The sequence below is a fragment of the Lactiplantibacillus sp. C232 genome, assembly GCF_023806725.1.
Classification (GTDB): Bacteria; Bacillota; Bacilli; order Lactobacillales; family Lactobacillaceae; genus Lactiplantibacillus; species Lactiplantibacillus plantarum.
Map to the genome: position 1 here is coordinate 308510 of NZ_JAMSKZ010000001.1, position 20612 is coordinate 329121.

18 protein-coding genes are annotated in these 20612 nt (G+C 46.3%); 17 read left to right on the forward strand and 1 reads right to left on the reverse strand.

Annotated features, from left to right (window positions below; all coding sequences use genetic code 11):
- Positions 1-4: 4 nt before the first annotated feature.
- The 8 genes from fmt (at position 5) to MZO41_RS01585 (ending at position 7658) form a co-directional block, all read left to right on the forward strand.
- Positions 5-958: a methionyl-tRNA formyltransferase gene (fmt, locus tag MZO41_RS01550; protein WP_003644319.1), complete on the forward strand. Its 954-nt coding sequence runs from the start codon at positions 5-7 to the stop codon at positions 956-958.
- Entirely contained in the window at positions 955-2298 is a 1344-nt protein-coding gene (rsmB, locus tag MZO41_RS01555; protein ID WP_003640366.1) for a 16S rRNA (cytosine(967)-C(5))-methyltransferase RsmB, read from the forward strand. The genes fmt and rsmB overlap by 4 nt, the downstream gene beginning before the upstream one ends.
- A 17-nt stretch (positions 2299-2315) precedes the next feature.
- Complete coding sequence (locus tag MZO41_RS01560; RefSeq protein ID WP_003640367.1) at positions 2316-3062, forward strand: Stp1/IreP family PP2C-type Ser/Thr phosphatase; 747 nt, start codon at positions 2316-2318, stop codon at positions 3060-3062.
- Positions 3059-5083 (forward strand): Stk1 family PASTA domain-containing Ser/Thr kinase, encoded by a 2025-nt coding sequence (gene pknB, locus MZO41_RS01565; protein ID WP_013355497.1) that lies wholly within the window; start codon positions 3059-3061, stop codon positions 5081-5083. Before MZO41_RS01560 ends, pknB begins: the two co-directional genes overlap by 4 nt.
- Before the next feature lie 84 nt (positions 5084-5167).
- Positions 5168-6064 (forward strand): ribosome small subunit-dependent GTPase A, encoded by an 897-nt coding sequence (rsgA, locus tag MZO41_RS01570; RefSeq protein WP_013355498.1) that lies wholly within the window; start codon positions 5168-5170, stop codon positions 6062-6064.
- A 9-nt stretch (positions 6065-6073) separates the two neighbouring features.
- Complete coding sequence (rpe, locus tag MZO41_RS01575) at positions 6074-6727, forward strand: ribulose-phosphate 3-epimerase (protein WP_003640370.1); 654 nt, start codon at positions 6074-6076, stop codon at positions 6725-6727.
- The gene (locus tag MZO41_RS01580) at positions 6727-7386 is read left to right on the forward strand and encodes a thiamine diphosphokinase (protein WP_003640371.1); all 660 of its coding nucleotides are present in this window, start codon (positions 6727-6729) and stop codon (positions 7384-7386) included. Before rpe ends, MZO41_RS01580 begins: the two co-directional genes overlap by 1 nt.
- Positions 7387-7514: 128 nt before the next feature.
- Positions 7515-7658, forward strand: coding sequence for a hypothetical protein (locus MZO41_RS01585; RefSeq protein ID WP_013355499.1), 144 nt, complete (start codon positions 7515-7517; stop codon positions 7656-7658).
- A gap of 85 nt (positions 7659-7743) precedes the next feature.
- On the opposite strand, the gene rpmB is transcribed toward MZO41_RS01585, so the two are convergent.
- A complete protein-coding gene (rpmB, locus tag MZO41_RS01590; protein WP_003638622.1) occupies positions 7744-7929 on the reverse strand; it encodes a 50S ribosomal protein L28 in 186 nt (61 codons plus the stop codon).
- Positions 7930-8164: 235 nt separating this feature from the next.
- Here rpmB and MZO41_RS01595 point away from each other — a divergent pair, with 235 nt between their 5' ends.
- The 9 genes from MZO41_RS01595 (at position 8165) to MZO41_RS01635 (ending at position 20605) form a co-directional block, all read left to right on the forward strand.
- Positions 8165-8527: an Asp23/Gls24 family envelope stress response protein gene (locus MZO41_RS01595; protein ID WP_003638623.1), complete on the forward strand. Its 363-nt coding sequence runs from the start codon at positions 8165-8167 to the stop codon at positions 8525-8527.
- 36 nt (positions 8528-8563) lie between these two features.
- On the forward strand, positions 8564-10270 hold the full coding sequence (locus tag MZO41_RS01600; protein ID WP_003644321.1) for a DAK2 domain-containing protein: 1707 nt from the start codon (positions 8564-8566) through the stop codon (positions 10268-10270).
- 142 nt (positions 10271-10412) lie between these two features.
- Complete coding sequence (gene recG / locus MZO41_RS01605; protein WP_003640374.1) at positions 10413-12452, forward strand: ATP-dependent DNA helicase RecG; 2040 nt, start codon at positions 10413-10415, stop codon at positions 12450-12452.
- Between the two features lie 41 nt (positions 12453-12493).
- The gene (gene plsX, locus MZO41_RS01610; protein WP_003640375.1) at positions 12494-13540 is read left to right on the forward strand and encodes a phosphate acyltransferase PlsX; all 1047 of its coding nucleotides are present in this window, start codon (positions 12494-12496) and stop codon (positions 13538-13540) included.
- A gap of 38 nt (positions 13541-13578) precedes the next feature.
- On the forward strand, positions 13579-13824 hold the full coding sequence (gene acpP / locus MZO41_RS01615; RefSeq protein WP_003640376.1) for an acyl carrier protein: 246 nt from the start codon (positions 13579-13581) through the stop codon (positions 13822-13824).
- Positions 13825-14240: 416 nt separating this feature from the next.
- Positions 14241-14936: a ribonuclease III gene (gene rnc, locus MZO41_RS01620; RefSeq protein ID WP_058906886.1), complete on the forward strand. Its 696-nt coding sequence runs from the start codon at positions 14241-14243 to the stop codon at positions 14934-14936.
- Between the two features lie 30 nt (positions 14937-14966).
- Positions 14967-18524, forward strand: a complete 3558-nt coding sequence (gene smc, locus MZO41_RS01625; protein ID WP_003640378.1) for a chromosome segregation protein SMC — start codon at positions 14967-14969, stop codon at positions 18522-18524.
- An 18-nt stretch (positions 18525-18542) separates the two neighbouring features.
- Positions 18543-20081, forward strand: coding sequence for a signal recognition particle-docking protein FtsY (gene ftsY / locus MZO41_RS01630; RefSeq protein ID WP_003640379.1), 1539 nt, complete (start codon positions 18543-18545; stop codon positions 20079-20081).
- A gap of 176 nt (positions 20082-20257) precedes the next feature.
- Positions 20258-20605, forward strand: a complete 348-nt coding sequence (locus tag MZO41_RS01635) for a putative DNA-binding protein (protein WP_003640380.1) — start codon at positions 20258-20260, stop codon at positions 20603-20605.
- Positions 20606-20612: the final 7 nt, after the last annotated feature.

Genomic DNA, 20612 nt, shown 5'->3' on the forward strand with positions numbered 1-20612 from the left:
GACAATGACATCAATCGTTTTTATGGGAACGCCCGCGTTTGCGGCACCGATTCTCGAAAGTTTAATTAAAGAACAATACCAGGTACTAGGCGTTGTGACCCAGCCAGACCGAAAAGTTGGTCGCAAACACGTCTTAACAGCTTCGCCAGTCAAAGAAGTCGCGGTTGCCCATGATATTCCCGTCTTCCAACCGGAAAAGATTAGTGGTAGTCCTGAAATGCAACAGATTATTGACTTGCAGCCCGATTTAATTGTGACGGCCGCCTTTGGACAGTTTTTACCAACAAAATTGTTGAAAGCTGCCAAAATTGGTGCCGTTAATGTCCATGGCTCGTTGTTGCCTAAGTATCGTGGTGGCGCGCCTGTTCAATATTCAATTATCAACGGTGAGTCTGAAACTGGAATTACTATCATTTACATGGTTAAAAAGATGGATGCGGGCGATATGCTGGCGCAGCGTGCGATTCCAATTGAAAAAAACGATGACACCGGGACGATGTTTGATAAGTTGAGCTTAGTTGGTCGCGACTTGTTACTGGAAACGTTGCCCAAGTTGATTGCTGGCGAAATTACGGCGGTGCCACAGGATGAATCCCAAGTGACCTTTGCACCGAACATTCGGCCAGAACAAGAGGTTTTAGACTTCTTTACAAAAACGGCCGTTGAAATTGATAATCAAGTTCGGGGCATGCGGCCAGCACCAATCGCCTATGCGGTCTTGGATGGAAAGCGCACGAAGTTCTGGGATGTGACCCCCTTAGCTGACGAAGTGGTCACGCAAGCTCCTGGACAAGTGGTTCGCAAGACGAAACATGAGCTTGTGATTGCAGCTGCTGACCACACAGCGATTGCAATCAATCAGTTGCAGCCAGCTGGTAAACCGAAGATGACAATTACAGACTATTTAAATGGGGCGGCAGATAAGTTCGCTACCGGAGAGCAGGTTATTAATAAATGAGTACAGTTGGTAATACCCCCCGCTGGTTAGCGGTCGCCGCCTTAGCGAAGATTAAGAACGGTGCATATTCAAATTTGCAATTAAACCAGTTAATCAATGATCATCAGATGGATCGGCGTGACATTAATCTGCTGACAAATATGGTTTACGGTGTCATTCAACATCGGTTGACTCTCGAATACTGGTTGACCCCGTTTGTTCGACATCCGCACCAGATTGACCCCTGGGTACGGGAGCTCTTATTGAGCGCATTGTATCAATGGCAGTATCTGGATAAGATTCCACAACGGGCCGTTTTCAACGAAACGATTGAAATTGCTAAGGTCAAAGGTCACCCTGGCATTCGGCGGTTTGTAACCGGCGTCTTACATCAAATGGATCGCTCAGGACTACCGAGTTTTGATGCGATTAAAGATCCTGATGAACGGTTGAGTGTGACTTATAGCATGCCAATATGGTTGATTCAAGAATTGCGGCGTCAATTAGGTGCTGAAAAGATGGAGCGAATCTTATCATCATTGAACCAACCAGCTAAGCAAGCCTTACGTGTCAACCCGGCCTTGTCGACGGTTGAAGATGTGACAACGGCGCTGATTAATGATGGTTTGACAATTACGCCGAGTGAAATCTCACCGTTAGGGCTGATTGCAACGGATGGTCAGGCCATTAATACTGAAGCGATGCGGTATGGCATGTTCACAGTTCAAGATGAAAGTGCACAATTAGTTGTGCCAGCACTCAATCCGCAGCCGAATGATCGAGTCTTGGATGCTTGTGCGGCCCCCGGGGGCAAGACGACCCAGATTGCGGCTAGTTTAGATGCTGAGCAGGGTGGCACAGTCGTTGCCCTTGATATTCATGCCAATAAAGTGAAACTGATCGGTCAAAATGCGGCGCGCATGCACGTTGCTGATCGCGTTGAGGCCACCGAACTCGATGCCCGTAAAGTTGAGACGCAGTTTAATGCTGAAAGTTTTGATCGAATTTTAGTCGATGCTCCGTGTTCGGGACTGGGATTGATGCGCCGGAAGCCTGAGATTCGCTATGAGAAACAGTTGCAGGATAGTTTGAACTTGCAACGAATTCAGCTGGCAATTTTGACAGCGGTCGCCCCAACCTTGAAAAAAGGTGGTATCATGACGTATAGTACGTGCACGATTTTGCAACAGGAAAATCAGGATGTGATTACCAAATTCTTAGCGGATCACCCAGATTTTGAGCTGCAAACAACGCCAACTGAACGAGACTTGAAAACTGATCGAACGGAAAAGACTTTGTCGATTTATCCCGATGATTATTTATCCGACGGCTTTTTCATTGCTTGTTTGCGAAAAAAATAATGGTGGAGTGGTAAACAATGGATTTTGCATACCGGTCGGATATTGGCCAACAACGTGAAGAAAATGAGGACTATGTCGGCTTTTTTCAAAATAAAGCGGGCATCAATTTTGCAATTGTTGCGGACGGTATTGGTGGCCACCAGGGGGGCGATGTCGCTTCCGAGATGGCAGTCTCGCACATGGGTTTTCGGTTTGAAAATACAACATTCAAGGAACCCAATGATGCCGTCAAGTGGCTAGCAAGTGAAGTTCAAGATGAAAATCAGCATATTATTGAAAAGGCCCGTGAATTTTCAGATCTAAACGGCATGGGTACGACAATGGTCGCCGCTTTGCTTTTTGATCAAAAGTTTTTGATGGCTAACATTGGTGATAGTCGGGGCTATCTTTTTCGCGATGGGCAACTCCACCAACTGACGGAGGATCATTCTTTAGTCAATGAGTTGGTCAAGCGAGGAGAGATTTCAGCCGAACAGGCCCGACAACATCCGCAGAAAAATATTATTACGCGGACACTAGGCATCTCACCAGATGCGGATATCGATACGAACCTTTACCAGATACAACCTGGGGACCAATTGTTATTATGTTCAGATGGGCTGACGAATATGGTGACTGACCAACAGCTTGCGACGGTTTTGGCAACGACGCAGACTTCGACCCAGAAGTGTGAGACGTTGATCAAATTAGCCAATGCAGCTGGTGGTAAGGATAACATTACGGCGCTGCTGATGGCGCTTGATGGTGAGGTGGCCAGTAAATGACACCCAACTATACCCTTAGCGGACGATATCGGATCGTTCGGTCCTTAGGTGAAGGTGGGATGGCCAACGTTTACTTGGCACATGACTTAATATTAGATCGTGATGTTGCGGTCAAACTGCTCCGGTTAGACTTACGTGATGATCCTAAGACCATCAAGCGATTCCAACGTGAGGCACTGGCAACGACGGAACTTGTTCACCCCCACATTGTCAGTTTGTACGATATTGGCGAAGAAAATGGCATGCAATACTTGGTCATGGAATACGTCAAAGGGATGGATCTTAAAAATTATATTAAAGAGAACTTTCCGTTACCGTTACAGCAAGTAATCGACATCATGGAGCAGATATTAAGTGCCGTGGCAACGGCCCACGCGCATAATATTATTCATCGGGATTTAAAACCACAAAATATTTTAATTGATGAGCAGGGCAATGCTAAAATCACTGATTTCGGCATTGCGGTCGCGTTATCTGAACATACCATGACGCAGACTAACACGATTTTAGGTTCGGTCCATTATTTGTCACCGGAACAGGCCCGCGGTAGCATGGCGACAAAACAATCGGATATCTATTCGTTAGGGATTATTTTATATGAGATGTTAACAGGCTCAGTTCCTTTCAAGGGTGAGACGGCAGTTTCCATTGCGTTAAAGCATTTTCAAAATGCAATGCCATCCGTGCGAGAGTTTAATGCGGATATTCCGCAGGCACTTGAAAACGTCGTCTTGCAGGCGACAACGAAAGATCCACGGGAACGTTATGCTACGGTCGAGGACATGGCCGCTGACTTATTGACGGTGCTTGCTAGTAACCGTGCGGGCGAAAAGCGCTTTGTACCGCAAGATGTCGGTAATGATGAGACTAAGATCATGCCCAGTGCGGATATTCAAGCAGCAATTGCGGCCAATCAAGACGGTAAGACCCAGGTCGTGGCGCATAAAAGCAAGCAACCAACACTCCAGCGCCCGGCTGAAACGACTGAGAGTCAGACAGATGCTGATGAAGAACCGTTACCAACACGTTCTTGGTCCAAACGACATCCGTTGCGGCGTCGGCTCCTCTTTTGGGGCGGTATTATTTTGTTATTAGTCGTGGCCGTGATCGTCGGTTTGGAATTAAGTCGGCCACAGATGACGACGGTGCCGAAAGTAACGGGCTTAAGTCAGCGTGCCGCAACTAAGGTCCTCAAAAAACACCATCTCACGGTCGGGACTGTTCAACATGCTAAAAGTAATCAGGTAGCCAAAAATCAGGTGATCAAATCAACGCCCAGTGTTAAGACGCGGGTCCAAGAACGTGCTCGCATTAATTTGGTTATCAGTAACGGTGCCAAGGTTATGAGCTTTGGTAATTATGTCAATGATAATTACCATGATGTTCGACAGACGCTTAAATCGGCGGGATTCAAAGTTAAGGAAACTTACAGTACGTCGTCGGTTGCAGCAGGACAAATCATCAGTCAGGATGTTGTCGCTGGTAGTCGCGTGATGCCGACAGATACGACGGTGACGTTTACGGTCAGCGCTGGTAGCCGCTACGTCGAGCTAAAAGATTTAACTGGTGAGAGCAAGAGCGATATTCTGGACTATGCTGAGGCAAATGATCTTAATGTTAACTTTAAGCAGGGCTACTCTTCGGAACAGAAGGCAGGTTATTCCTATGATCAAGATCCAGATGGCGGTGGCAATGTCCGGACTGGGTCGACTATTACGGTGACCATGTCAAGGGGCAGTGATAATAACGTGACGACACCACAGAATTTTTATGTTAAACTAACGGTGCCATACAAAGCGTTATCGGCCACCACTGCCCAGGCCAACGATGTTAAGATTTATTTGTATGATGATACCCATATGATTGAGACCGTTTATCGCGATATTGCAATCATGCGGTCGACTAAGATTAGTTTACCGTTTCAGCTGACCGGTAATACGAAGGGGCATTACCGAATCGTGCGTAACGGGGTTACGATCATGGAAAAGAAGAATATTACAAGCAAAAATGCAACAAAATAAAGATAAGTCATGCGCAATGCATGACTTTTTTGGTACAATAGAGAAAAGTGGACCGTACCAAATAATATAAAAGGTGGTGCTAATTTGAAAATTGGACAAATTCGGCAATCGCTAAGCGGCTTTTATGACGTTTATGCTGATGGCCAAATGTATCGGACCCGTGCACGCGGGAATTTCCGGAAGCGGCGGATTACGCCACTTGTCGGCGACAATGTGGAGTTTGATGCGGCGACCCCACAAGAGGGCTACGTGTTAAATATTCTTGATCGACAGACCCAGTTGGTACGGCCGCCAGTGGCTAATGTTGATTTAGGTATCGTGGTAACCGCTACAACGGAACAAGAATTTTCAACGAATTTATTGGATCGACAACTGGTAGCTTTGGCAGTGGCAGGTATTGAACCATTACTCTACTTTGCGAAGACTGATTTACTAACCGATGAGGTGTACCAACAACGATTAACATTAGCGGACGCTTATCGGCAGATTGGTTACCAGGTCATCTGCGAACGAACCGCATTTTCACCGGCCGCCTTAGCCGCAGTTAAAACGGCTCTGGCTGGTCATGTGGCGGTTGTCATGGGCCAAACTGGTGCTGGTAAGTCAACACTGCTAAATCATTTACAACCAGGGCTGGCGTTAGCGACTGGTGAAATCTCGCAGGCGCTGAATCGTGGGAAACATACGACCCGTAAAGTCAGCTTGATCCCGATTGCGGATGGGTTGGTCGCTGATACGCCGGGTTTCTCATCCTATGAAGTTTTCGATATTGCCGCTAACGAGTTGCCCCATTATTTTCCAGAGTTTGTGCGACTTAGCGCTGATTGCAAATACCGAGGCTGTGTGCATATTAACGAACCGCAATGTGCGGTTAAACAGGCATTGGCAGCTGGGGAGCTGTTAGCAAGTCGCTATGATAATTATTTACAATTCTATGAAACCATTAAAAATAAAAAAGTAATCTATAATAAGAAAAAGTGAGTGAGACTAATGATTAAAGTTGCCCCTTCAATTTTAAGTGCAGATTTTGCGAACCTTCAACGTGACGTTCAGATGGCTGAAAATGCCGGTGCCGATGCGTTGCATATTGACGTGATGGATGGTCAGTTTGTCCCCAACTTGTCATTCGGAATGAGTACTGTGGCGGATTTACGGCCAGTAACGTCATTAATGTTAGATTGTCATTTAATGATTATGGACCCAGAGCGGTTTGTTGGGCAGTTTGCAAAGGCCGGTGCAGATTTGATTGGTGTGCACGTTGAAAGTACCCGTCACATTTATCACGCCTTACAATTAATCAAAGATGCTGGTGTGAAAGCCGAAGTGGTCGTGAACCCCGGAACACCACTCAGCATGATTAGTGAATTATTGCCACTAGTGGATCAAGTTTTGATTATGACCGTCAATCCTGGTTTTGGTGGTCAACATTTTCTGGACCAAATGGTTGCTAAAATTGCGGCGTTGAACGAATTGAAGCAACAACACGGTTATCAATTTGAGATTGAAGTTGATGGTGGAATCAACGACCAGACCGTCAAGGCGTGCTATGACGCTGGTGCTACGGTCGCTGTTGCTGGTTCGTATGTCTATGACAGTGCGGACCCAGCGCAACGTATTCAAGATTTGAAGGTGGCGACCAATTAATGGCAACCATCGTAAACTTACTGGTTGGCGGACCGACCGCTAATTATCCAGCAGATTTAACGACGATTCCAGGACCATGGGTCGGCGCTGACCGTGGCGCGTTGCGTTTGGTGAAACGTGGTATCCAGCCCGTGATGGTCGTAGGTGATTTTGATTCAATTGATGCGGCTGAACTCCAGACTGTCAAAGATGCGTTGGTGGGCGCTGTCGTTGTCAAACCCGACCAAGACCATACGGATACACAATTGGCGATTAAATCCATTTTCGAGCAGTTGCAACCGGATGAAGTGCATCTATATGGTGCCACGGGTGGTCGGTTAGACCATTTACTGGCCAATATGTGGTTAGTACTTGATCCGGTATTTCGTCAGTGGGCTCCGCAGATCAAACTGATTGATAAGCAAAATTCGGTTCGGTTCTTTCTACCAGGGGACTACCAGATTACGAAGGAAGCGGATAAACGCTATTTGGCGTTTGTACCGCTGATGCCGATGCATCTCACGTTACCCGATGAGAAGTATCAGTTGGACGCTGCTTATAATGCGTACCCGATTTCATGGGCCAGTAACGAATTCAGTGGCAATACTGGTCACTTTAGCTTTGATGCGGGGGTTCTAGCTGTTATTCAAAGTCGTGATGACAGCATGGCGGATGCGTAGGGTACCCAAAGGTTTCAGCTAAAATAAGACCGGTCGGTGAGTCATAAACTCATCAACCGGTCTTTTAATATGCAGTAACGACGTATCATCGGGGAGCTTGTTGGTGAAACGTGCTGATGTTTAGGTCGGTGGTCGTTAGTAGACCTAACCGGAAAGCTTATGTTGAAGCAGAACTTTTTGGTCAGACCCAGCTGGTTGTTTCCGACGATGGTACGGCAAGCACCCTCAATGATTCAGGTCATCATAATGGGCTGGTCAAGGCTGAATTATAAACTTTATAAAAAGTTGACGAGAAATTAGTAATTTTAGACAACAAAAAACGCCAGCCACAAAAAAATGTGCTGGCGATTTGCTGCGCTAAACGCGCGTAACTTTACCTGATTTCAAAGTCCGAGCTGAAACCCAAACCTTCTTTGGTTTACCATCAACTAAAATGCGAACTTTTTGCAAGTTAGCTTTCCAGCTGCGGCGGCTGTGGTTTAAAGCGTGAGAACGCGTGTTACCAAAGTGCGTCCGTTTGCCTGTAACGTAGTCTTTTGCCATGTTGATCTGCCTCCTTCGGTAATTCATTGATAAAAGGTCGTCTTTATCATTCACTAGAATAATTTATCATAGATTAATAAAGGTTGCAATACATTTCTATCAAGTAATTTTACTTTACTGCTAAATTCCCAGTTTCCGGGCTTCTGTTAAGCAGTCGCTTAATTTTTCTTTCAAGAGTGGTTGTGCTATGATAAACTATCGTAAATGAACGCGTTAAAACAAGGAGGCTATTTTCATGGCTGTCAAAATCAAAACGCAATTTGGAACCATTGATATTGATAATGATGTTATCGCGACGGTCGTCGGTGGCGCCGCAACGGATAACTACGGGGTTGTCGGTATGGCGAGTCGGAACCAGATTCGTGATAATGTTAATGAAATTTTACGCCGCGAAAACTATGCGCGCGGTGTGGTTGTTCGCCAAGAGGATAATGGGGTGGCTATTGATGTCAACATTATCGTCAGTTATGGGACCAAAATTTCAGAAGTCTCACGCAATGTCCAAGCCAAGGTCAAATATAACTTACAAAACATGCTTGGCGTTACGGCCAATTCGGTCAACGTCATTGTCCAAGGTGTCCGGGTAATGAACGACTAAATTGATGTTGGTGGAAGCCAAGGAGGAATTTTGAAATTGAAAATCACCACGATTACTAATCTTGAATTTGGCAAAATGGTGCAGGCTGCTTCACAAAAGCTGAACCAACGTGCTGAATTTATTAATTCTTTGAACGTCTTTCCGGTACCAGATGGTGATACCGGGACTAATATGAGCTTATCGATGGCCAGCGGTGCCAAATATGAACGTGAAGAAACCAGTACAAAAGTAGGCGACCTAGCGTCAGCCTTAGCCAAGGGACTCTTGATGGGGGCCCGTGGTAATTCTGGTGTGATTCTATCACAAATTTTTCGGGGCTTTTCTAAAGCCGTAGCGGATAAGGAGAGCTTAACCGCTAACGATTTAGCAGCCGCCCTCGCAGCCGGTGCTCAGACCGCCTACAAGGCCGTTATGAAGCCGACTGAAGGAACTATCCTCACTGTCATCCGCAAAGCTGCTGGTGCCGGTAAGGAAGCTGTTAAAACGACCGATGATATTTGTGAAGTTATGGATGCCGTCGTTACGGCTGCTGAAGCTGCATTGAAGTCCACGCCGGACTTGTTACCCGTTTTAAAACAAGTTGGGGTTGTTGATTCCGGTGGTCAGGGGCTGACCTTCGTGCTGGAAGCCTTTAGTGACTCATTAAGCGGCAAGGTCGACGAATCACAGGACTATGTTCCGGACGATGCTGAAATGGATTCGATGATTGATGCTGCCCACCATCAAAGTGTGCAGGGGCAATTAGACCCGAATGATATCAAGTATGGCTACTGTACCGAAATTATGGTGCGAATCGGCGATGGTAAGTTAGTTGATCACAAGTTCGACTATGACACTTTCTATGAGTACTTAGCAAAATTGGGCGATTCATTACTTGTCATCAACGATGATGAAATCGTTAAGGTGCACGTTCATACGGAACATCCTGGCGATGTCATGACGTGGGGCCAACGTTTTGGGGCGTTGATCAAAGTTAAAGTTGATAATATGCGTCTACAACAAGAAACCATCATGGAACATGATAAGGAAGACGAAGCGCAAGCCGCTGCTGAGCCCGCCTTACCTTCACAACCACAAGTTGACATGCATGGTTATGCGATCATCTCTGTGTCATCGGGTGATGGGATCGGCAAGCTATTTAAGGGCTTGGGTGTCACCGACATCATTGCTGGTGGTCAAACGATGAATCCAAGTACCGCGGATATCGTCAAAGCTGTTAATGACAGTGGTGCCCAACAAGCATTAGTATTGCCAAACAACAAAAACATCTTTTTGGCAGCTGAACAAGCTGCGGAAGTTGCCGATGTCCCAGTTAAAATTATCCACAGTCAGACGATTTCGCAAGGCATGACTGCAATGTTGGCATTCAATGCTGAAGCTGATTTAGACGATAATCAGGCCGCGATGGAAGAAACCTTGAGTACGGTTGTTAGTGGTCAAGTCACACATGCTGTTCGCGACACGACGATTGATGGCCTTGAAATCAAGAAAGATGATTACATGGGCTTAGTTGATGGCAAAATCGTAATTACGAATCCAGATCGCGATACCGCTGCTTTGGATATGGTCAAAGCCATGCTCGACGAAGATAGCGAACTCGTAACGATTATTTACGGCAAGGATGCAACTAAAACTGACGCTGATCATTTGGCAGCTAAGGTGCAAGAGTTGGATGATGAATTAGAAATTGAAATTCATGAAGGTGACCAACCAGTTTACCCATTCCTTGTGTCAGTTGAATAGGACTAACCGTTAAAAATAGGGCTTAGCAGTGATGCTGGGGCCTGTTTTTGTACGGACGGATACTTCCCGCGGGATTGAAACGTTTTTTTGGTATAATTAATATTGGTAAAGGCAATTATTTTAGAAAGGGCGGTGGTCAGGCATGGGACAACAGTTGAGTGACGCGGTTGCAACTTTAAGTGGTGTCGGCCCAGCCCGCCAAAAAGGTTTAGCGGAGCTTGGGATTAATACGATTGCAGATCTATTGACCTATTATCCCTTTCGCTATGAAGATCTACAGGTCAAAGACGTCAATGAAATCGCCGATCAAGAAAAGGTGACACTAAAGGGTACTGTGGCTTCTGAACCTGTGCTAGCACGGTTTGGCCGTAAGAAGAATCGCCTGAATTTTCGCTTGTTAATCGACCATGACGTCTATATGGTGACTTTTTTTAATCAACCATACTTGATGAAACAGATTGAGACTGGCCAAGATTTAGCCGTTTATGGCAAGTGGGACGCCACGCGCAGTAGCTTGACGGGAATGAAGATCATCAATCCCAATAATGCGGATTCAGCGTTTGGTTCGATTTATCCGGCCAGCAAGACGGTCAAGCAGGGGACGATTCAGAAGATGATCAAACAAGCATATGAGTTATATGCCCCAGTCATTACGGACATTGTGCCTGCTAACTTACGTGCTAAATACCGACTGTTACCGCGGCGCCAAATGATTCATGATATGCACTTCCCAGCTAGTCAAGCCGATTCAACGGCCGCTCGACGCTCAGCGACCTACGAGGAGTTCTTGTTGTTTCAAATGCAAATGCAAGTTCTGAAGCAAACGGACGCGACGACGAACGGTATTGCGATCGCTTATGACAATGACCGACTAAAGGCGTTTATTAAAACACTGCCATTTGAATTGACCCACGCCCAAAAACGTGTTGTCAATGAAATTTGTTTGGATTTGAAGTCACCGAAGCATATGAATCGGTTGCTTCAAGGTGACGTGGGGTCCGGGAAAACGATTGTGGCTGCCATTGTCATGTATGCGGCGATTACCGCTGGTTATCAGGCCGCGTTGATGACGCCAACCGAAATTTTGGCTGAACAACACGCAAATAACTTGGCCCAGGTCTTTGCCGACACGGATGTCAACGTCGCACTGTTAACGGGTGCGACCAAGCCAGCTGCCCGCAAGACATTGTTAGCAGCGCTGGCTGCTGGTGAGATCAACTTATTGATTGGCACGCACGCCCTGATCCAGGACGGGGTGACTTATGCTAATTTGGGATTAGTTATTACCGATGAGCAACATCGCTTTGGGGTTAACCAACGGGCCGCCTTTCGTCAAAAAGGCGGGCAACCTGATGCACTAGCCATGACGGCAACACCAATTCCAAGGACATTGGCGATTACGGCGTATGGTGAAATGGACGTTTCTGAAATTGATGAATTACCGGCTGGTCGGCAACCGATTCAAACCACTTGGGTACGGAGCAACCAAGCTAATTCGGCGTTAAGCTTTGTTCATCAACAGATTGACAATGGATCGCAAGCCTATGTGGTGACACCATTGATTGAGGAATCCGAGACGCTGGATGTTAAAAACGCCGAGGCTCTGTCAGCTAATTTACAAGAGTATTTTGGGGCGAGTGTTAAAGTTGGACTGTTGCACGGTCGAATGAAACCTGAGGAAAAAGACGCGGTCATGGCGGCTTTTAAGGCGGGAGACATTCAGTTACTTGTTTCCACGACCGTGATTGAAGTGGGTGTTGACGTCAAGAATGCCACAATCATGATGATTTATGATGCTGACCGTTTTGGCTTGGCGCAACTACATCAATTACGCGGACGCGTCGGTCGTGGGACCAAGGCTTCATACTGTATTTTGGTGGCTGATCCCAAGAACCAGCAAGGGATTGAGCGGATGCAGATCATGACGCAGACAACAAATGGTTTTGTTTTGGCACAAAAAGACTTAGAATTACGAGGAGCCGGTGATGTGCTGGGTGTCAAGCAATCGGGAATGCCGGAATTTAAAGTGGGTGATCCGATTGCGGATTTGACCGTGCTACAAGTTGCCCAGCAAGATGCCCACGCAATCGTGCAGCAACCGGATTGGCAAAGTCAACCGGATAATCGGGCACTAGCCGCCTATTTGAGCCAGAAGTTGGCTGCGGTGGGGACGCTCGATTAATAACCTAAATACAGTACTGTGATGAGAGGAATGGTGACACAATGATTAAAATTGCGATTGATGCCATGGGTGGCGATTACGCCCCTAACGCTGTGATCGAGGGGGTCGAACAGGCTCGTGATTTATTTGAGGATACGGTCTTTTTATTATATGGTCAACGCGATGTGATTAACGCGCAACTGAAGAACCGTGATCGGATTCAAATCATCAATGCTGATGAAGTTATTACGATGGAGGATGAACCCGTACGTGCCGTTCGCCGTAAGAAGCATTCATCAATCGTAATGGCGGCTCAGGCCGTGAAGGATGGCCAGGCGGACGCCTTCTTTTCTGCCGGTAATTCGGGGGCCGTTCTGGCGGCCGGGTTATTTATCGTGGGCCGGATCAAAGGCATCGACCGACCGGGATTAGTGACGGTATTGCCAGTGGTACGCAATGCTAACCAATCGAACTTTGTGATGATGGATATTGGTGCTAATGCTGATAGTAAGCCACTGAACTTGCAACAATACGGTGTGTTAGGGACGTACTATGCAGAACGGATGATGCAAGCTAAGCATCCACGGGTTGCCTTACTCAATAACGGGACGGAAGATGACAAGGGAAATAAGGTCCATAAGGCAGCGTTTGAACTCTTGTCACAGACTGACGGTATCAATTTTGTCGGTAATGTTGAATCCCGGGACTTATTGAACGGGGTTGCTGATGTCGTCGTAACGGATGGTTTTACGGGTAACGCCGTTTTGAAGAGCATTGAAGGTACGGCGCGTTCCATGCTCGGTTTAGTGAAAGATGCCGTCTATGACACCGGTATCAGTGGCAAGTTAGGCGGCCTATTGCTTAAGAATGGGTTTAATGAAATCCGGTCTCAAATGGACTATTCTCAGTACGGTGGCGCGGTCTTACTAGGATTGAAGGCGCCGGTCGTTAAGACGCACGGTTCCAGCAAAGCGCCAACAATCGTGAATACTATCCGCCAAATTCGCCAGATGGTCAGTACGGATATCGTCCCAGGAGTTGCGGAATATTTTGCTAATCAACAAGCTAATCAGCAAGCAAGTGTAGACATTCCTGCTGAAAACGATTAGAATACTTTAGTGAATTCAAGTTAGTGAGGGATCTTTACATGACGAAAGAAGAAATTTTCGATAAAATTGCGGATATCATTGCTGATCGGTTCGAAGTTGATAAAGCAACGATTACCAACGAAATGAACTTGCAAACCGATTTGGATGCTGATTCCATCGATTTTGTTGAGTTTGTACTGGAATTAGAAGACACCTTTGGTAGCGAAATCTCAGACGAAGATGCCGAAAAATTGTCAACGGTCGGCGAAGTCGTCGATTACGTGGCAGCGCACCAAGCAAAATAAGTTAATTGACCAAGCAAAAACAGGTAGCCAACATGGTTACCTGTTTTTGCTTGTCTGACTACGAAAGTACCGATATCATTGTTATTGACCACTAAATCATAGTATAATGTTATGATATGCAATGTGTGACCTGTTGACTGACTGATTATCAGATGAATCCTTACTTAAGCGGACTTTTAACTTGTGTTTCTATATTGTTGGCTTCTGATCATCCACGGTCGATTGCCACGGCTGGGTGAAACTGAACATTGCGTGTAAGAGTAGCACTGAATACATGTCGGAAGCACTCGAACGGCAGATGAATGACCACCTTAAATAATGATTCATGCTAAGTTAGGCACCACCAGTAACAGATTGTGATAACTGGCTGATCCAATGGGGTTAGTCGATAGAATGATAACGAAAGGAAGTTTCAAATGATTACAGAATTAGCTGCAATGTTGAAGGAACGGTTTGGCATTGTGTTTAAAGATCCCGATTTATTGGCGGAGGCGTTTACACAAGCCTCGTATGTCAATGAACATCAGGACCAACAGTTGAAGTATTACGAACGGGTCGAATTTTTGGGGGATGCCGTCTTGGAGTTAGTGGTGTCCGAATATTTATACAAACGTTATAAAGACATGCCCCAAGGTAAGTTGACTCGTTTACGGGCCGCCATGGTTTGTGAAGAAAGTTTTGCAAGCTTTGCCCGTGAATGTGACTTTCCTCAGTACATCCGGTTAGGCAAGGGCGAACAAAAAGCGCATGCTTGGGAACGAGATTCACTTTTATGTGATATTTTTGAATCATTTGTCGGGGCACTGTACCTGGATCAAGGACGGGAACCTGTTTTGAAGTTCGTTCATCAAGTAATTTTTCCTAAGCTGGATGAGGGTCGTTTTGATGGCGTTTTTGATTATAAGACGACCTTGCAAGAATACTTGCAACGGGATGGCGATGTCGCAATCGACTATCAATTAATTGAACAAGATGGTCCAGCCAATGAGCGGTCTTATGAGATTGCCGTACTTGCCGATGGTCAAAAAATCGGTGAGGGCTGGGGGCATTCCAAGAAGGAAGCCGAACAGAGCGCTGCTCGGCAAGCTTATTCACAATTACAGCAAAAGTAACCATTAATAATTACAGGAAGTTTGTGTCGAATGCAACTTAAATCATTAGAAATCAGCGGATTTAAATCATTTGCTGATAAAACCAAAATTGATTTTCAAGCCGGAATGACGGGGATTGTCGGCCCAAACGGTAGTGGTAAGAGTAACATTATTGAAGCTATTCGCTGGGTCCTCGGAGAACAGGCCGTCAAAAGTTTACGCGGCACTAAGATGACCGACGTCATTTTTGCCGGCTCGGCTAATCGAAAACCGTTGAATATGGCTAAAGTCACGATCACGTTTGATAACAGTGACCACTTTTTACCTTTGGATTACGCAGAAGTTAGTATTACGCGGAAACTCTTTCGTAACGGTGACAGCGATTATTTAATTAATAATCAGAGTTGCCGGTTGAAAGATATTACGAATTTGATGATTGATACTGGTCTGGGAAAAGACTCATTTTCAGTGATTTCTCAAGGTCGTGTTGAGGCGGTCTTTAATGCGAAACCAGAAGAGCGCCGCAGCATTATCGAAGATGTCGCTGGGGTCTTAAAGTACAAAAAGGATAAGTTCACGACGGAGAATAAATTAGCGGAAACGACGGATTATTTAGACCGCGTGAACGATATCATTGCTGAATTGAATCAGCAAAAGGGGCCGTTGGAAGAACAGGCGAGTCTTGCCCGGGATTATCAAGATCAAAAACAAAAATTTGATTATTTGGACCGTTCGCGGCTCGTTAAGAAGTTGACGATTGCTCGTGATCAACTACAAGGTGTCAATGAAAAGTTAGCTAGTGCCAAGGCGTTAGTGGCTAAGTATCAGCAACAAGTTGATGCTGGTGCAACCAAGCTAGCTAATTTAAAAACCCAGCAGACAGCTCAATTAAAGCAAAAAGATGAGCTGGTAGCACAAAATCTTGAGCTGATTAAGACCATCGAAAACACGCAAGGACAACAAGGGGTTGACGCTGAACGGCGGCAAAACCAACAGTCTGAGCAGGAACGGCTGACGGCCAGTTTGACCGCAACTGAGCAACAGATTGCGACGCAAACCGAGCAACAAACCCAATTAGAACAAACATTATCTGAGCAGCAAGCCCAAGTTAAGGCAGTCAAAGCGCAAGTTGCCGAGTTAACGACGGCAACGAGTGCGGCCGGCCGTCAGCAGTTGGCTGATGAGCTGGAAAAATTACGCAATGCTTATATTGATGAAAAACAAGTTCAGGCTGAACTGAATAACGAAGCGAAGAACCTCGTTAAGCAACATCAACAGTCTGGCAGTCAGAGCACAGCGTTAGCAGAACGGCTAGCACAGGCTCAGGCTAACTTGAAACGGGTGCAGACGACCGTAGACGTGCACAATCGTGAGCAACGTGATTTAGAAAATCAAGTTAATCAGCAGCAGGCCACGCTAACAGCCCAACAAGCCCAAGTAAAAACGAATGCAGAGCGGATCGACGAGCAACAGCAACGTTGGTTAGACGCGGCTGGCTTGATGCAGCGTGAAAAGTCACGGCTAGAGGCGTTGCAAGCTGTTCAGGAACGCTATACGAACTTTTATGCGGGCGTTCGAATGGTCTTACAACATCGCCAACAGTTTAGTGGCGTTGCCGGGGCCGTTTCAGAACTCCTGACCGTTCCTGATCAGTATACTAAGGCGGTCGAAGTTGCGCTGGGCGGACAGTTGCAAAATATTGTTTGTGACACACAACAGACGGCTAAAACTGTTGTTAATTTCTTAAAACAAAATCACGCCGGTCGGGCAACCTTTTTGCCTATCGAGCGGATCACAGCTCGTCAACTTCCCGTTAACACTGAGCGCGATTTATCACAACAACCTGGTGTGTTGGGCGTGGCTAGCGAGTTGGTCGATTGTGAATCACGATTGACGGCAATCAAACGTTACTTGTTAGGAACAACGGCGATTGTGGACACGCTAGACCACGCGATGGCAATTTCACGGAGCAGACGTTTTCGGTGCAAATTGGTAACCATTGATGGTGAAACGATTGCGGCCAGTGGGGCCATCACCGGTGGTGCGACTCGCCATGATGATAATGGGCTACTCCAACAGCAACAATCCGCGGAAAAAATTGCAGCTAATGTTGCCCAGATGCAGTCTGAATTAGTAACCTATGAACAAGGGCTAGCAGACCTTAAAAAAGCTAACCAAGACTTGACGGTTCAGGTTGAAACGACCCGCCAACAACTAAGTGAACTTAAGGATCGCCTTAGTCAGACACAGGCCCAGTTACAGGCGGCACAGAGCGAGCAAACGCAGCTAAGTCGTCAAGTTAAGGCTTTAACTTATGAGCAGCAACAGACGCAAGCTGATGATAGCTATGAAGACTTAGTGGCTCGTAATCAACAAGCGCAAGCGGCTAATGCGGCTAAGCTTAAAGACTATCAGGACCAAATGAAAACAGTCCAACAACAGCAAACGGATTACGAAAGTTATCAACAGACTCAAACGACGAAATTACAAGCCCAGCGTGAACAACTGATTACGTTGCAGGAACACGTGAAACAAACGCAACGACAATTAGAACAATGTCAGGCGACCTTGGCGCAAAATGAAGAGACGAAAAAGCAAATTCAAGCGGATTTAACAGCAATTAAAACAACGTTAGCGAGCCAGCAAATGTCGGTCGCAGAACGCGATACGGTCTTGAAAACAGCTAAGGCTAAACAGGCTGCGGTTGAAGAACAACGGAAAACGTGTGAACAACAGCTAGCAACGCTTAATGATCAGGTTGAAGAATTATCGACCCAGCAAGTTCGGTTGCAACAACTCGCAGCGGCCGCAACGGATGATTACCGTCGCTTGGAATTAAGCCAAACAAAATTGACTGGCGAAGTCGACCACGCCACGGCTGATCTGGCTGAAAAGTACCAGTTGACAGTTGCCGCAGCACAAGCTGACGTCAGTGACTTAGCGTTACCTGCGATTACAGAACAGTTGAAACTGCTTAAACGGGGCTTGGATGAGATTGGAACGGTAAACCTCGGCGCGATTGACGAATTCGAGCGGGTCAAGGAACGCTTTGACTTTCTCAATAACCAAGCTTCCGATTTAACTGAAGCCAAGGAACACTTACTGCAAACAATGGCTGATTTGGATACGACCGTTGCCACCCGCTTTAAAACGGCATTTGATCAAGTCGCTAGCGAATTTAGTACGATTTTTGAACAGATGTTTGGCGGCGGTAAGGCTGAATTGATCTTGACCGACCCAGAACATTTATTGACCAGTGGGGTTGATATCATGGCCCAGCCACCGGGCAAAAAATTTCAGCGATTAAGCTTACTTTCTGGTGGGGAACGGGCGTTAACGGCTATTACGTTATTATTTGCCATTTTAGCAGTGCGCCCCGTGCCATTCAGTATCTTAGATGAAGCCGAAGCTGCGTTAGACGATGCCAACGTGGATCGGTTCAGTCAGTATTTGAATGATTTTCAAACGGGAACGCAGTTTGTGATCATTACTCATCGAAAAGGAACAATGATGCACGCTGACGTACTTTATGGGGTAACCATGGAAGAGTCAGGTGTCTCCAAGATGGTCTCAGTCTCCTTGGCAGATTTAAAAGATGAACAAAAATAATTAAAGGAAGTGTTGAAGATGGGACTATTTAGTCGGTTAAAAAAAGCGTTTAGTTTACCAGAATCAGATGACGCTCAAACAACGTCAGCTGCCAGTGAAGCGCCAGCAACGACAAGTCAAGCTAACGCACCGGTCAGTGACGACCGGGCCCCTTCGTCACAACAGCCAGCTCGCTCGGAGGGCGCAACAACTGAATCAACTGCGACACCGGTGTCCAGTACAGCCGTAAGCGAAGCGACAAGCACTGCGGACGAACCAGCGACAGTAAAATCGGCAGCTACTAGTGAAGCCCCGGCCGATAGCACGGCGGCAGTGAGTGCACAGTCTGGTTCACAAGCATCACTGCAATCGGCGACGGTGTCGGAAGCGCCACTCACAGCCAGTGCAATGGTTGCCCAGTCACTAGCTGCATTAAGTGCGAGTGCGGCACAAGTTAGTCAAGCGGCCGCGAGCGACGTGGCGTTAGCGACTAAGTCTGATGCGGTAGTTGAAGGCAACGCTATGTCAGAATCAGTAGCCAGTACGGCGCCAGCAGTCAAGTCATCAGCGACGACTGCGACTGAATCCGCCGCACCGACTGTTAATGCGGCGGCTGATTCGGAATCGGCTGAGCCGGAGCCAACTGAGGCAGAACGTTATGATGAAGGACTGAAAAAGTCGCGGAAAACGTTTGGTGATCGTATCAATGCCTTCTTGGCTAATTTCCGCCATGTCGACGAAGCGTTCTTCGATGATTTGGAAGATACGCTGATTGAATCTGATGTGGGTTATGAGACCGCGATGCGAATTAGTGACGAGCTACGTGACGAAGTTAAATTAAAGAACGCGAAGAGCAAGAAAGAAATCTCAAGCGTCATCGTCGAAAAGCTCGTTGATATGTACGGTGAAGCTGGTGAAGGCGAGGATAACTCGATTCACATGGCTAAGAGTGGTCCAACCGTTATTTTATTTGTCGGGGTCAATGGTGCTGGTAAGACCACTACAATCGGTAAGATGGCGAACATGTACAAGCAGCAAGGCAAGAAGGTCTTGTTGGCGGCTTGTGATACGTTTAGAGCTGGTGCAATCCAGCAGTTGCAAGTCTGGGGGCAACGAGACGGGGTTGACGTGGTCGCTAAGGCCGAAAAAAGTGATCCAGCGGCCGTTTGCTTTGACGCGGTTAAGAAGGCTAAGGCCGAAGATTATGACGTGCTCTTTGTGGACACTGCTGGTCGGCTTCAAAACAAAGTCAACTTGATGAATGAATTGGAAAAGATCAAGCGGGTCATCACCCGTGAAATCCCTGATGCACCACATGAGGTCTTACTGGTGCTGGATGCCACGACTGGGCAAAACGCGCTGAACCAAGCCAAATTGTTTAAACAGTCGACGGATGTCAGTGGGATTGTGTTAACTAAACTTGATGGTACGGCACGTGGTGGGATCGTCTTAGCTATTCGTAATGAATTGCATCTTGCTGTAAAGTACGTTGGTTTAGGTGAAAAGGTGACTGATTTACGACCATTCAATGCCAATGACTTTGTCTACGGGTTATTTAAAGATATTATCACGGGTTAAATCAGTTGATGATGGTCTTAAATTGAAAGCCAGTTAACGAATGGTAATTGTTCTCAGCACGAGGACGATTACCATTTATTTTTACCACAAATAGCGACTGATAGTTGACGAATGGCGATAAAATCGGTACTCTTATTTAGTGTGTAGTCTGTATGATAAGCGTGAGGAGTCCCCACATGGAAATTGAAAAAAATTATCGAATCAATTCGTTATTCGAGTTTTATGAACCGTTATTAACGAATAAGCAAAAAGCCTATATTCAACTGTACTACGCTGATGACTATTCCTTAGGCGAGATTGCAGCGGAGTTCTCAGTTTCGCGCCAGGCCGTCTATGATAACATCAAGCGGACCGAAAAGATTTTAGAAGGTTATGAGGCTAAGCTGCATCTCTACCACGACTTTGTGGAACGTAATCACGAAGTTGACGCGATCTCTGACTATATTAAGCAAAATTACCATGGGGATACCCAGTTAATTAAGATGATTCAACAACTAGTCAACTTGGAAGCTGACTCAGAATAATAATAAA